Genomic DNA, 12740 nt, shown 5'->3' with positions numbered 1-12740 from the left:
CGGGTCAGGGCCGCGTGAACTGCACGTGCGTGTCGACGGGCGCGTGCGTGAACCCGAGGCCGGAGTAGAGCCTGACGGCAGGGGTGTTGTCCGCCTCGACGTAGAGATGCACCTCCGCCACGTCGGTGAGGTGGTGCAGCCCCGCGAGGGTGAGCAGCCGGCCGAGGCCGCGGCCCTGGGCGGACGGGTCGATGCCGACGACGTACACCTCGCCGAGCGTGGGGGAGTGTCGTTTCGTCCAGTGGAAGCCGAGCAGCGTCGATCCCGACCACGCCTCGATCAGGCCGTCGGGCTCGAACCACGGCTCGGCCATCCGCTCCCGCAGGCCGTCCAGTGACAGGGACCCCTGCTCGGGGTGGTGGGCGAAGGCCGCGGCGTTGACCCGCAGCAGCTCGGCCTCGTCGCCGCTCGCGAATCCCCGCAGGTCCACCCCGGCGGGCGGAGCCGGCAGGGGCGGCAGCGGCTCCGACATCGGCCTCCGCATCACCCACAGCTCGCGGGTCGGCCGGAAGCCGTGCGATCCGGCGAGCGCGGCGGCGGCCGGCTGGTTGCCGTGCGACCACGCGGTGAGCGCGGCGGGGGTGTCCGCCGTCTCCGCCAGCACGGCGTCCAGCAGCCGTGTCGCCACCCCCCGACCGCGGGCGGCCGGCCTGACCACCAGCGACAGCTCGGACCCGATCAGCAGGGCGAACCCGTCGTCCTCGACCCAGGAGCGCACCGTGTCCGGCCGGTGGCGCAGCGTCAGGAGCGTGGCCTCGTCCAGCGGGGCCGCGCCGTCGACGGTGCGTGCTGCGTCGGCGATGGAGCGGACGGTCGAGAGCGCCTCGGTCACCGCCACACCCTAGTCGTCTGTGCGTCTGCCCACAGGCCGCGCAATTTCTTTGCGATCGGCGTCATGGCCAGCCAGATCACCTGTCCCATCCCTGGGTCGCCGGGCGCAGCACCCCCGGCGAGGACACAACTCAACATCATGGGGGGCCAGCCATGGGACGGCAGGCAATTGCTTTCTCGAGGGTCGCGGCGGGGGTCGCGGCGATCGTCACCGCACTGACGGGGTCGGTGTCGTGCGACACCGCGGCGGCCGCGACGTCGTCGGCGGGCTGGGTGCCGGACGGGAGCTCGGCCGAACGGGCCGCTGCCTCGTGCTGGGAGATCAAGCAGGTCGTGCCGACGGCGCCCGACGGGGTCTACTGGCTGGTGACGCCGACGTTGGTGGCGCCGCAGCAGTTCTACTGCGACATGTCGGTCGACGGCGGCGGCTGGGTGCTCGTCGGACGAGGCCGCGACGGGTGGCTGAGCGGTGGCGACGGTCAGGGCACCGTCGCACAGGTGCACGACCACGTCTGGGACCAGACCGGCTTCAAGCCCCGCCAGCTCTCGGACGACGTGATCAACGGCCTGCTCGACGGTCAGGCGCCGTCGGGGCTCGCCGACGGCGTACGGGTGGTGCGCGCGGCCGACAGGGCCGGCGTGACCGCGACCGACGTACGACTGAAGCTGACGAAGATGCCGCGCTGGTCGTGGGCGTTCTCAGCAGGGCAGCCCGCCGACGCCCGCCTGTACGCCGCGAGCTCGCAGCGCGACACGGCCGGGCGCTTGAGCGTGTCACGGACCGGGGTGACGACACGCGACCTCGACGGCGGGGGCAACGGCAACGGCAGCAGCAACGGCATGTCGCGGCTCTGGACGTACCTCTCGAGCACCAACGGCTGGGTGGCGGGCTTCAACTACGGCAGCTCGGTCGCCGGCACGACGGCGGCCGACACCTACCTCTACTCGATCACGGGCACCTACGCGACGCCGATGACGCAGGTCTGGCTGCGGCCGCAGCTGACGACCGGCCAGGTCGCCTACCCGAGCGTCCCTGACTCCGGAGCCGCGGCGCAGGAGCAGGCTCCGCTGGCCGAGTCGGGTGCGCTGCCCGGCACGTGGGGCGTGGCAGGCCTGGCGAACGGCCTCACCACCGAGCTCAACACCGAGGCGCACGCCTTCGCGCAGATCGGGAACGTGATGTACGTCGGCGGCAACTTCGCCCGCGTCGAGGAGCACGCCGGCCGCACGCCGACCGGTCCCGCGACACAGACGGTGCCGCAGAGCTACCTGGCGGCCTTCGACGCGACGACGGGCGACTGGATCCCCGGGTTCCGTCCGGTGCTCGACAACCAGGTCAACTCGCTGGCGGCCCTGCCGGACGGGAGGCTCGCGGTGGGAGGCCAGTTCGGCACCGTCAACGGCGTGTCCCAGCCCGGGCTCGTCGAGCTCGACCCGACGACCGGAGAGACCGTGACCGGCTGGCGCATCCGGATCGAGGACCGGATCGCCGGCGAGCGCGTCAACGTGCAGACGATGGACGTGCAGGACGGCTGGCTCTACCTGGGCGGCTCGTTCACGCACCTGACCGGCGGTGCCTCGACCTCCACCGTGTACGCCCGGAAGGCGGCACGGGTGAAGGTCGGCGACGCCACGCCGGACAAGGCCTGGAACCCCGACTTCAACGGCAAGGTGCAGTCGATCGACGCCAGCGCGGACGGGCGCCGGGTCTACGTGTCGGGATACTTCACCTCCTCCGGCAGCACCTCGACGATGCGGGTCGCGATCCTGTCGACCGACCCCGGCGCAGCCGTCGTGCCGTTCGCCCCGAGGTTCTCGGTGGCGACGTCGCCGTACCAGCAGGCCATCCACGAGGCCGGGCCGACGCTCTGGGTGGGCGGCAGCGAGCACTCCATGTTCGGCTACGACACCACCACGCTGGAGGCGACGAGCCTGAACGTCACCCGCAGCGGCGGCGACATCCAGGCGATCGCCGACAGCGCCGACACGGTGGTGTACGCCGGCTGCCACTGCGGCGACTGGGCCTTCTCCGGTCAGCAGGCCTACTCGTTCACCGTCGGTGATCCCAACCCGACCTGGGCCGAGGCCCACGCGATCGGCTACATCGGCGCGTGGGACGACGCGACCGGCGCCTCCATGCCGGCGTTCGACCCGATCTCCAAGGCACGTGGCGGATACGGCGCATGGGCGCTGGGCGTCGCCGCGGACGGCACTCTGTGGGCCGGCGGCAGCTACACCAGCGTGATCGCCCGTGACGGCCGGGACCAGTGGGCCGGAGGGTTCGTCAGGTTCGCCGCTCGCCCGCACACCGCGCCGGCGACCCCCGACGGCCTGACCGTCCGACTCACCGGGCAGGTCGCCGGCCTGTCCTGGACCGCCTCGACCGCGGACGCCGTCACCTACGAGGTGCTGCGAGGTGGGCGCGTGGTGGCCACGACGACACGCACCTCGGTCGACGTCCCCGACTCCGCCGCCGGCGACCGCTTCTTCGTGCGGGCCACAGACGGCCACGGCAACCGGTCGGCGACCACGACCGTCGCGGTCGCGCAGGCCGAGCCTGCGGTGGTCGACCTGGTGGCCGCCGGATCGACCTGGAGCTACCGCGCCGACGGCGCCGCGCCCGCCGCCGGCTGGCAGGACGCCACCTTCGACGACTCCACGTGGTCGACCGGCGCGGCGCCGCTCGGCTGGGGCAGCCCGTCGATCGCCACCAACGTCGACGTCGCCTCAGGTCAGCGCCCGATCTCGACCTACTACCGCCGCTCCTTCGACGTCGTCGACCCCTCCGCGCTGACCGGACTGACGCTGACGACCCGGGCCGACGACGGCGTCATCGTCTACCTCAACGGTCGTGAGGTGGCGCGCAGGAACCTCCGTGACGGTGCGATCGGGCCGTCGACGTTCGCGACGGCGGCGCCGAGGACGTCGGCGGCTGTGGCCGACCCGCTCGTCGTCCCGTTGGACGCCACGGCCCTCGTCGCCGGGCGCAACGAGGTGAGCGTCGAGGTGCACGTCAACTTCCGCTCGACCAAGGACGTGAGCATGGATCTGCGGCTGGCGGCGCAGTCGCCATGAGCGGCGTCGGGACGGGCGTCACGGAGCCGGGGCCCACTGTGACCCAACTCATTGGATCGAGTCGCGTCATGAATGGCGCCGAGGTGACTCCTTTGAGAGTTGTCGCACCGCGAGCAGGAGACCCCCGTGCCTGAGAAGACCCCCACGCCGATCTGGACCTTCGGCACCGCTTACAGGGTGCTGGCCGCCCGCCAGAAGGCGGGCGCCGGCGTCCCCTTCTACACGCGCGTCGTCAACCGGCGGCTCGGCCGCGTCGGCGCGGCTGCGGGTGCAGCGCTGGGGGTGACGCCCCATGCGGTGTCGCTGGTGGGTGGTGCGCTGTGGGCAGTGGCGCTCCTGTGGCTCTGTGTCGTGCCCGCGTCGTTCCCGGTGGTCCTCGGCGTGGTCGCGCTGCTCGTCGTCTCCTTCGGACTGGACTCGGCCGACGGCCAGCTCGCCCGCCTCACGGGGCGGACCGGGCGTGCCGGTGAGTGGCTCGACCACGTCCTCGACGCCGCTCGCCACATCGCGGTCCACCTGAGCGTCGCGGTCGCGCTCCACCGGGTCGCCGACCTCCCGGGGCCGGGGCGTTCGGCGCTGGTGCTTCCGCTGCTGTTCGCGCTCGTGTCCGTCACCCGCTTCGTCGCCCAGATCCTCGGTGAACAGCTGCGTGGCGGCAGCGGTCGACGCCCGGTCCAGGGCAGTGCCGCGTCGGGCGGCCGTACGCCGGGCGGGGCGAGCGCCCTCATCCAGCTCCCGGCCGACACCGGGGTCCTCAACGCGAGCCTGCTGCTGATGCCGCTCCCTGGTGTCTTCCTGGCCGTCTACGCCGTCCTGACAGTGGCCAACGCCGTCCTGCTGGTCGCCACGTTGCGGCGTCGGTTCGCCGAGCTGGCCGAGCTGGACCGCGTGGCAGCGCGCGAGGACCGGCTGTCGCGAGCCGGCGGGGTCGGTGTCCGATGAGCGCGCCGACCGTCTGGCCGTCGATCACTGTCGTCATCGCCACCGTCGACCGCCCCGAGCTGCTGCGCCGTGCGGTCTCCTCGGTCCTCGACCAGGACTACGACGGTGAGGTCGACGTCGTGGTCGTGCATGACGGGACGACCCCGCGCGCGATGGGCCTGGTCGCCGACGGACCCCGGCGGTCGGTCCGTGTGGTCGCCAACGACCGGACGCCCGGCTTGGCCGGCGCCCGGAACACAGGTCTGCTGGCCGCGGCCGGGGAGCTGGTCGCCTTCTGCGACGACGACGACGCCTGGGCGCCGACCAAGCTGCGCGAGCAGGTCCGCCTGTGGCGGGAGCACCCCGACGCCGCGGCTGTCTCCACGGGCATCGTCATCCGGACCGAGGACGGTTCCTTCGAGCGCGTGCCGCCGACCCGGACCGATCTCGCGCAGCTGCTGCGCTCCCGGGTGCTCGGCCTCCACCCTTCGGCGCTGCTGGTGCGTCGTGCGGACCTCCTCGGCGAGGTCGGCCTGGTCGACGAGCGGCTCCCGCAGTCCTACGGGGAGGACTACGACCTGCTGCTACGGCTGGCCGCGCGAGGCGACATCGTCACGGTGCCGCGGCCGCTGCTCATGGTCGACTGGGCGCGGACGTCGTACTTCGACGGCAGGTGGGACGCGATCAGCGACGGGCTGACCTACCTGCTGGAGAAGTTCCCCGCGTTCGGTGAGGACCGGCGGGGCTGGGCGCGGATCGCCGGACAGATCGCCTTCGCCCACGCCGCGCGCGGCCGCCGGCGTACGGCGCTGCGCTGGGCGCTCTCGGCGCTGCGGCGCGACCCGGCGCAGCTGCGCGCACACGCTTCGCTCGCGGTCGCCGCCGGGCTGCTGAGCCCGGGCCGGCTCGTCGAACAGGCACAGCGTCGTGGTCGTGGTCTCTGAGCCGGCGCCGGGTCGCGGCGTCCTCCCGGCCTGGCCGCTCCTCGTCGTGCTCGCGGGATTCCCGCTCGCGTGGCCACTCGGCCTGACCGCCTTCGCCCCGGCCGTGCTGGCGGTGGTCATGGCCGTCCTGCTCGCGCGAAGGGGCGGGTGCCGACTGCTGCCCGGCGTGGCGCCGCTGCTGTTGTTCGTCGCCTGGACGGTGCCGTGCGGGCTCATGGTCGACAGCGGCGCCCGGCTGGCCGGGTGGGGTCTGCGCCAGGTCACCCTGGCCGCCGTCGCGATCGTCGTCGTCTACGTCACCAACGCACCCGAGCGCGTCACGCGTGCCCGCGTGATCGGCGCCCTGACCGTGGTGTGGGCGACCGTCGTGGTCGGCGGCTGGCTCGGGGTCCTCGCGCCCGACCTGACCTTCACCACCCCGGTGGGACGGCTGGTGCCCTCCGGGCTGCTCGGCAACGACCTCGTCCACCGCATGTTCGTGCCGACGATGGCCGAGGTGCAGACCCCCTGGGGTGCGCCCGCGCCGTTCAACAGGCCGGCCGCGCCCTTCCTGTACGCGAACGGCTGGGGTGCTGCGCTCGTCCTCCTCACGCCCGTGACCATCGCGACGCTCGTCACGACGCGGAGGGCGTGGGTGAGATGGTCGGTCTCGATCCTGCTGCTGGCGTCGGTGGTGCCGGCCGTGGCCTCCTCCAACCGGGGCATGTTCCTCGGGCTGGGGGTCAGCACGGTGTACGTCGCGGTCCGGCTCGTGGCACGTGCGCGGGGGCGGACCCTCATGCTGCTCGCGGCGGGCGCCGTCGTCGCGACGGCTCTGGCGGTCCGGCTCGATGTGCTCGCGCGCATCGCCGACCGGCAGCAGTACTCGACCTCCACCGAGGGCCGCATGTCGCTGTACGCCGAGACCTGGCACCGCACCCTGCAGTCGCCGCTCCTCGGCTGGGGTGCGCCGCGCCCGTCGCTGCGGCACGAGGTCTCGGTCGGCACGCAGGGCTACGTCTGGTCCGTCATGTTCTCCTACGGCCTGGTCGGGCTGGTGCTCGTCGCGCTCTTCCTCGGCGGCGCGGTCGTGCGGACGTGGCGAGTCCTCGACGACACCGCCATCCTGTTGCACGCCAGCCTGGTCGGTGCGGTGGTGATCGTCGTCTTCTACGGGCTCGACGTCATGCAGTGGCTGACCATCGGCTCCCTGGCCGCGCTCCTGCTGCGCGAGAGCGCGGATCGCGCGGTGACGGCGCTCCGGCCTCCGGCCCGCGCCCCGGTGGTGACCGTCTCGTGAGCGGCTCCCGCACGATCGTGGCGCGTGCCGCCGCCGTGGGCCTCGTCGGTGGCGTGATCGGCGCGACGACGAACCTGGTCCTGGCCGTGCTGGTCGGGCACGCTCTCGGGGCGGCGGGCGCCGGTCCCTTCTTCCAGGTCATGGCCGTGGTGGCGATCGCCTCCAACGTCCTCGAGCTCGGCGCGGACACGGGTCTTGTCAGGCAGGTCTCGGCCGCGCTGGCGCTCGGTCGTGGCGACCACGTGTGCGGCCTCGTCCGCATCGCGGCGGTCCCGGTCGGCATCGCCGTCACGGCCGCCGTCGCGGCCGGCGCGCTCGCGGCCCCTCGGCTGGAGGACCTCGCAGGCGGTGGCCGCGGCTGGGTGGTGACCGTGGCCGCCGCCTCCGGCCTGACGGCGCTGCTGGGCGTGCTGCTGGGAGCGGTCCGTGCGATGAGCTCGGCCGTCGCGGTCACGCTGGTCCAGAACGTCGCCCTGCCGCTGGCCCGCCTCGGCCTGGTCGCACTGTGCGTGGCAACCGGGTCCTGGCGTCCGGTCGCGGTTGCCTGGCTGGCGCCGCTGCCGGCGGCACTGCTCGTCGCCGCTCTCCTCCTGGTCCGCGCGGAGCGCCGTCATCGCGGCCCGCGACCGACGGCCGCGCCCACGCCTGCCGAGCGACGCGAGTTCTGGGCGTTCAGCGCGCCCCGTGGCGTCGGCGCCGCAGCGGAGATCTGCCTCGAGTGGGCTGACGTGCTGATCGTGGGCGCGCTGTGCTCGCCCGCGGCCGCCGGCGTCTACGCCGTCGTCACCAGGGCGGCGCGATCGGCGGAGCTGGTCCAGCAGGCTTCTCGGCTCGCCGTCGGCCCCGTGATCAGCGCGGCGCTCGCCCAGGGCCGGCTGGCCGCGGTCCGGCGGCTCCACCACGACGTCGCGCTCGGCACGGCGCTGTTGTCCTGGCCGTTCTTCGTGATCGCCGCCTACTTCGCGCCCGCGTTGCTGGGCCTGTTCGGCCCGGACTTCACGGCGGGAGCGACCGCGCTGCGCATCCTGTGCCTCGGTCTGGCGCTCTCGTACGCCGCAGGAGGGGTGCAGAGCATCCTGCTGATGGGCGGGCGCAGCAGGGCTCAGCTCGGCAACAAGGTCGCCTGCCTGGTCGTGAACGTCGGCCTCAACCTGGCCCTGGATCCGCGGTTCGGCATCGTCGGTGCGGCGACTGCCTGGGCGGTCGTGCTGGTGCTCGACACGGCGATGGCCTGGCTGCAGATCCTCGTCGGGATGCGGCTGCGGCTCGCTCTGCGCCCGGCGTACGTCGCCGGCACCGGCGTGGCCGTGGCGACCACCGGGCTCTGCCTGGTGGCCGACACGTGGGCCGGCCCGGTCGTGGCGATGTTCGCCGCCGCGGTCGCCGTGCTGGTCCTGGGCGCTGCCGCAACGACCGCGGCCCTGCGGACCTCGGTGCCGCCGTACCGACGGCGCCGCCCCAGCTCGAGATCCGAGGCACGTCGCATCGGCGACGTGGGAAAGGCGCTGTGACGAAGTGAGACTGTCCATGCACGGGATGCCGAGAGTCCCGGACCCAGATCTGATCGTCCGTGCTCGGGCGGGTGACACGACGGCGTTCTCGACGCTGTACAAACGCCACCACGGGTCGGCGGAGCGCCTGGCACGCCAGCTCGCCCGCACCCAGAGCGACGCGGACGACCTGGTGGCCGAGGCGTTCGAACGAGTGCTGCGCCAGCTGCGGCAGGGGAAGGGTCCCGACGTGTCGTTCCGGGCCTACCTGCTGACGACGCTGCGGCATGCGCACTTCCGTCACCACAAGGCCGAGCGGGTGGCGGTCCCCACCGACGACGCCACGCTCCTCGACCAGTCGGTGGAGGACCCGGACAGCGTGGTCGCGGCGTTCGACCGCGGTGCCGCCGGTCGCGCCTTCGCCGCCCTGCCCGAGCGCTGGCAGATGATCCTGTGGCACCTCGAGGTCGAGGGGCAGCGCCCCGCCGAGGTCGCCGACCTGCTCGGGCTGAAGCCGAACGCGGTCTCCGCGCTGGCCTACCGGGCGCGGGAGGCGCTGCGGCAGTCCTTCCTCTTCCAGCACGTCGCGGAGGCGGGCGCCGACTCCCACGCCGCCGTGCTCACCCAGCTGCCCGCCCTCGCGCGAGGGAGGCTCGGCCGCCGCGAGACGGAGAAGATACGCCGGCACCTCGACACCTGCGAGACCTGCTCGACGGCGTACGCCGAGGTGACCGACATGAACGGGCGGCTCTCGGCGTTCATCGCACCCGTCGTCCTCGGCGCCGCCGCCGGCCCCTACCTCGCCGGGACGCCCGCCGGCACGCTGACGCTGCTCGGGCATCCGTGGGAGCTGCTGCAGCACCGGCTCAACGACGGCCCGGAGCCCCAGGTCGCGCTCCACAAGTCAGTCATGTCGCTGGCCCTCACCCTGGCGGTCGTCCTCGGTGCCGCGGGTCTGTGGATCGCCCGACCGGAGGCACCGGTCCGGATCGCTCCCTCCGCGGACTACCTGGCCAGCGCCGGCGCACCCACCTCGGCGGCGCCGATGCGCCCGTCGGCCCCGGCGGCGCGGGCGAGGTCCGCCCGACCCCACCCGGGTCCACGGTCGACGGGCCACGGCCCGTCCCGTGTGCCGACGCGGACACCGCCCCGGCAGACCACGACGGCTCGGCCGCTACCTCATCGGACGACCGGCACGAAGCCGCGGGTCGCTCCGATCGTGGCGAGCTTCGACGTCGCCCCCGACGGGCTGTCCGTCACCGTGCACGCCAGGGCCCGTGGCGGCAGAGGCGCGGGCCGCTACGGCTACTCGTGGCGGTTCGGGGACGGTGGCACGGCGAGAGGTGCGACCGCCTCGCACCGGTATGCCGAGGACGGCCACGTCACCATCGAGCTGACCGTCACCGACGCGGGCCGGTCGAAGACCGTGACGAGGTCGCTCTCGGTCGCCGCGCCGAACCGTGCGCCGGTGGCATTCCTCTCGGCCCGCGTCCACGGGCCGTACGTGACCGTGGACGCCTCCGGCTCGTCGGACCCCGATGGCTCCGTCGCTGCCTACGAGTGGGCGTTCGGAGATGGCTCGACCGGTCTCGGAGCCCGCACCGGGCACCGGTACGCCGCCCCGGGCCGCTATCTCGTGCAGCTGACCGTCGTCGACGACCGCGGCGCCCGTGCCTCCCGGACGCTGACGGTCACCGCGGCATCGCGGGGAGGACACCCGGGCGGAGGACCGTCCGGGTCGCACACGTCCTCCGGTCATCGGCGGTGGTGATCGCGCAGGGACGCGAAGACGTCACCCAGCCGGCGCGCGCTGACGAAGCCGACTGACCGCCGGGCCGTCTCGTCGAGCAGGCGCCTGACCCGGGCGATCGTGTCGTCGATGGGTGGCACCCCGGCGCCGCTACGGAGGCGGCCCGGGTCGGCCAGCGCGGCGTCCAGGGTCGCGCGCAGCTGCTCCTCGGTCTCGACGAGCAGCGCGCGTCCGTCCGACGCCATCCGCCGGCAGAATGCGACCTGGTGGTCGTCGACGGCCTCGTCGTAGCGCGCCAGGCGGGGCACCACCACCGGCATCCGGTCGGCGACGGCCGCGTCCAGCACGGTGCCGGGGCCTCCCTGACCGAGCACGACGTCGGCGTCCCCCATGAGCGCGAGAAGCTCGGATCGGGAGACGATGCCCACGGGCTCCGCGCCGGCGGGAGGGCTGGTCGACCCTTGCTGCACGACGCACCGTACGTCGTCGTGGCCGGCGAGCCATCGTTCGAGCCAGCGCGCCAGCCGGTCGAAGCGGTGGTGGTCGGTGCCGAACGTCGCGACGACCGTGAAGGGGCGCCGGTGCACCGCGGTCGACGCGCTCACATCGTCCTCCCGACCACGACGCCGCGTGGGTAGCTGCGCCGCTGCTCCGACCACTGCAGCGCGAACGAGTCGGCGAGCGGATAGCACAGGCGCCCCGTAAGCGTGGGCTGCTCGATCCGGTCGAAGACCTCCAGGTAGAGGGTCCGGATCCGCATCAGGCGGGCGACGAGGAAGAACGGGAAGGCGACGCCCGCGCCCGTCGAGACGACCACGTCCGGCCGGTCACGTGTCAGGATCCGTCGGGCCAGCGCCAGGTTGCGCAGAGCGTTGGGGATGTTGCGCGTCGTCGGGTGGTGCGCCCAGGTCAGGCGCTCGCCGTCGAGCGAGCCCCGGGCGTCGGCCTTGTCGAAGGTGACCCAGTGGCGGTCGTGCTCGGCCCAGACGTCGCGTAGCGCCACGAGCTGGGCCAGGTGACCACCGGTCGATGCCACGAGCAGGACCTTCACACCAGGTCCTCGTGGTCGAGGCGTCGTCCGTGCCACTCGTCCTCGGTCGTGTCGTCGGCCTTCGCGCCGTCCCGCTCCCAGTCGTCCTGTCGGGTCTGCGACTGCCACGGCGCGGCCTCGAAGAAGGCGGACAGCGCGTGCTCGTGGTGGAGGAAGACCGCGCCGTCCACGTCGCGGCCGGCGGCGCGCAGGAGCGAGACGAAGGTGTCGACGGGCACCATCGAGGTGCCCTTGGTGACGGCCAGGATCACCAGGTCGCACCGGCTCGCGACCGTCGCGGCGAGCGGGCCGTCGATCTCACGGTTGAGGTCGACGACGAGCACCCGGTCGGTCGCGGTGCGCGGCCAGCCGCGGTCCACGTTGCGAGCGGCGATGCTGCGGGCGTCGGCCAGCCGGGTCCGCAGACCCTGTCGGCGCAGCTGGGTGGAGAGCGCACGGGCCAGCATGGGTGACGGCGCGCCGACGACGGCGATCGTGTGCGGCGCCGGGCGAGCCGCCAGGTCGAGGCGCAGCGCGAGGGTGCGGAGCACGTCGTCGGCCGACGAGGCGCGGGCCGCCGCGACAACGGGAGCGCCGATGCGGGAGCTGAGCAGGCACGGGTCGCTCGCTCGACGCGACAGCCTGTCGCGCAGCAGCGCGGCGGCGACCGCGCACGCCAGCCCCAGCACCAGGGCCCCGGCCAGGTAGGCGAGGGCGGGGGGCCCCGACTCCGACGTCGGGTCCGACGCGTGGCGGGTCACCTGCCCGCCGGTCGCATCGGCAGCCAGGGTCAGGTCGGCGAGTCGCGTCTGGAGGTCGGCGAGCTGCTGCCCGTCCGCCGTCGCGATGGGGCTGGACGCGGCCTTCCCCTTCGGCAGCTGGGTCCGCAGGTGCGTGATCCGCTGCTGCAGCGCGACCGCCTCGGCCTGGGCCTGGGTGCGGGCACCGGCGCGACGGACGTCCAGGTAGGCGGCGGCGACCGCGTCGGCTCCCCGGGCGGCCGCGGCGCCGGTCGCCCCGCGGTAGGTGATCGCCAGCACCCGCGACCGATCCGGGTTGGCCACGGAGACGGCGTGGTCGACGGCCGCCCTCGACACGTGCAGCTCGCGCGCGGCCCGCTCGAGGACCGCCGTGCTCGTGACGGCGTGCAGCTCGGTCGGCATGTCGGGCGACGTGGCCGTCGCCGCACGGGTCGCGACATCGGCGAAGGGCTCGACGGTGACCGCGGACGTCGCCTCGTATCTGGACGGTGCAAGGGCCGCGACCGCCGTCCCGACGGCCAACCAGGCGGTCAGCACGAGCAGGGCGGTCGGCCACCGACGCCGCAGCGCGGCCGCCATCTGGTCGAGCCGCAGCGAAACGGTCGGGGATGCCTCGGAATGCACGTCTACTCCTCGAGAAATTTCGGGCTTTCGCCACC

The 12740-nt window shown here is 73.7% G+C and carries 10 protein-coding genes; 6 read left to right on the top strand and 4 right to left on the bottom strand.

Annotated features, from left to right (window positions below; all coding sequences use genetic code 11):
- Nucleotides 1-4: 4 nt before the first annotated feature.
- Nucleotides 5-832, bottom strand: coding sequence for a mycothiol synthase (gene mshD, locus ABD205_RS00850; protein ID WP_344041423.1), 828 nt, complete (start codon nucleotides 830-832; stop codon nucleotides 5-7).
- 152 nt (nucleotides 833-984) lie between these two features.
- Here mshD and ABD205_RS00845 point away from each other — a divergent pair, with 152 nt between their 5' ends.
- The 6 genes from ABD205_RS00845 (at nucleotide 985) to ABD205_RS00820 (ending at nucleotide 10311) form a co-directional block, all read left to right on the top strand.
- Nucleotides 985-3906, top strand: a complete 2922-nt coding sequence (locus tag ABD205_RS00845) for a fibrinogen-like YCDxxxxGGGW domain-containing protein (RefSeq protein ID WP_344041421.1) — start codon at nucleotides 985-987, stop codon at nucleotides 3904-3906.
- Nucleotides 3907-4032: 126 nt separating this feature from the next.
- Nucleotides 4033-4848: a CDP-alcohol phosphatidyltransferase family protein gene (locus ABD205_RS00840; RefSeq protein ID WP_344041419.1), complete on the top strand. Its 816-nt coding sequence runs from the start codon at nucleotides 4033-4035 to the stop codon at nucleotides 4846-4848.
- On the top strand, nucleotides 4845-5771 hold the full coding sequence (locus tag ABD205_RS00835; protein WP_344041417.1) for a glycosyltransferase family 2 protein: 927 nt from the start codon (nucleotides 4845-4847) through the stop codon (nucleotides 5769-5771). Before ABD205_RS00840 ends, ABD205_RS00835 begins: the two co-directional genes overlap by 4 nt.
- Complete coding sequence (locus ABD205_RS00830; protein WP_344041415.1) at nucleotides 5761-7050, top strand: O-antigen ligase family protein; 1290 nt, start codon at nucleotides 5761-5763, stop codon at nucleotides 7048-7050. Before ABD205_RS00835 ends, ABD205_RS00830 begins: the two co-directional genes overlap by 11 nt.
- On the top strand, nucleotides 7047-8561 hold the full coding sequence (locus ABD205_RS00825) for an oligosaccharide flippase family protein (protein WP_344041413.1): 1515 nt from the start codon (nucleotides 7047-7049) through the stop codon (nucleotides 8559-8561). Before ABD205_RS00830 ends, ABD205_RS00825 begins: the two co-directional genes overlap by 4 nt.
- A gap of 25 nt (nucleotides 8562-8586) precedes the next feature.
- A complete protein-coding gene (locus ABD205_RS00820; protein ID WP_344041411.1) occupies nucleotides 8587-10311 on the top strand; it encodes a sigma-70 family RNA polymerase sigma factor in 1725 nt (574 codons plus the stop codon).
- Here the strand turns inward: ABD205_RS00820 and ABD205_RS00815 are convergent.
- From ABD205_RS00815 to ABD205_RS00805, 3 genes are read right to left on the bottom strand one after another with little or no spacing between them, the layout of a single operon-like run.
- The gene (locus tag ABD205_RS00815; RefSeq protein WP_344041409.1) at nucleotides 10296-10895 is read right to left on the bottom strand and encodes a glycosyltransferase; all 600 of its coding nucleotides are present in this window, start codon (nucleotides 10893-10895) and stop codon (nucleotides 10296-10298) included. The two genes, ABD205_RS00820 and ABD205_RS00815, sit on opposite strands and share 16 nt — an antisense overlap.
- Nucleotides 10892-11341 carry a PssD/Cps14F family polysaccharide biosynthesis glycosyltransferase gene (gene pssD, locus ABD205_RS00810; protein ID WP_344041407.1) on the bottom strand — a complete coding sequence of 150 codons (450 nt, stop codon included), beginning with the start codon at nucleotides 11339-11341 and terminating at the stop codon, nucleotides 10892-10894. The genes ABD205_RS00815 and pssD overlap by 4 nt, the downstream gene beginning before the upstream one ends.
- Nucleotides 11338-12705 carry a hypothetical protein gene (locus ABD205_RS00805; protein WP_344041405.1) on the bottom strand — a complete coding sequence of 456 codons (1368 nt, stop codon included), beginning with the start codon at nucleotides 12703-12705 and terminating at the stop codon, nucleotides 11338-11340. Before ABD205_RS00805 ends, pssD begins: the two co-directional genes overlap by 4 nt.
- Nucleotides 12706-12740: the final 35 nt, after the last annotated feature.

Origin of the sequence: Nocardioides panacihumi (genome assembly GCF_039530925.1) — a bacterium.
GTDB classification, from domain to species: domain Bacteria; phylum Actinomycetota; class Actinomycetes; order Propionibacteriales; family Nocardioidaceae; genus Nocardioides; species Nocardioides panacihumi.
Note: the sequence above shows the minus strand (reverse complement) of the source record. Positions and strands in the feature narration are given on the sequence as shown.

Bases quoted from the DNA above. Each gene is read 5' to 3' on its own strand.
- ABD205_RS00845 (WP_344041421.1), top strand. From the start codon at position 985: ATGGGACGGCAGGCAATTGCTTTCTCGAGGGTCGCGGCGGGGGTCGCG.
- ABD205_RS00835 (WP_344041417.1), top strand. From the start codon at position 4,845: ATGAGCGCGCCGACCGTCTGGCCGTCGATCACTGTCGTCATCGCCACC.
- ABD205_RS00820 (WP_344041411.1), top strand. From the start codon at position 8,587: ATGCCGAGAGTCCCGGACCCAGATCTGATCGTCCGTGCTCGGGCGGGT.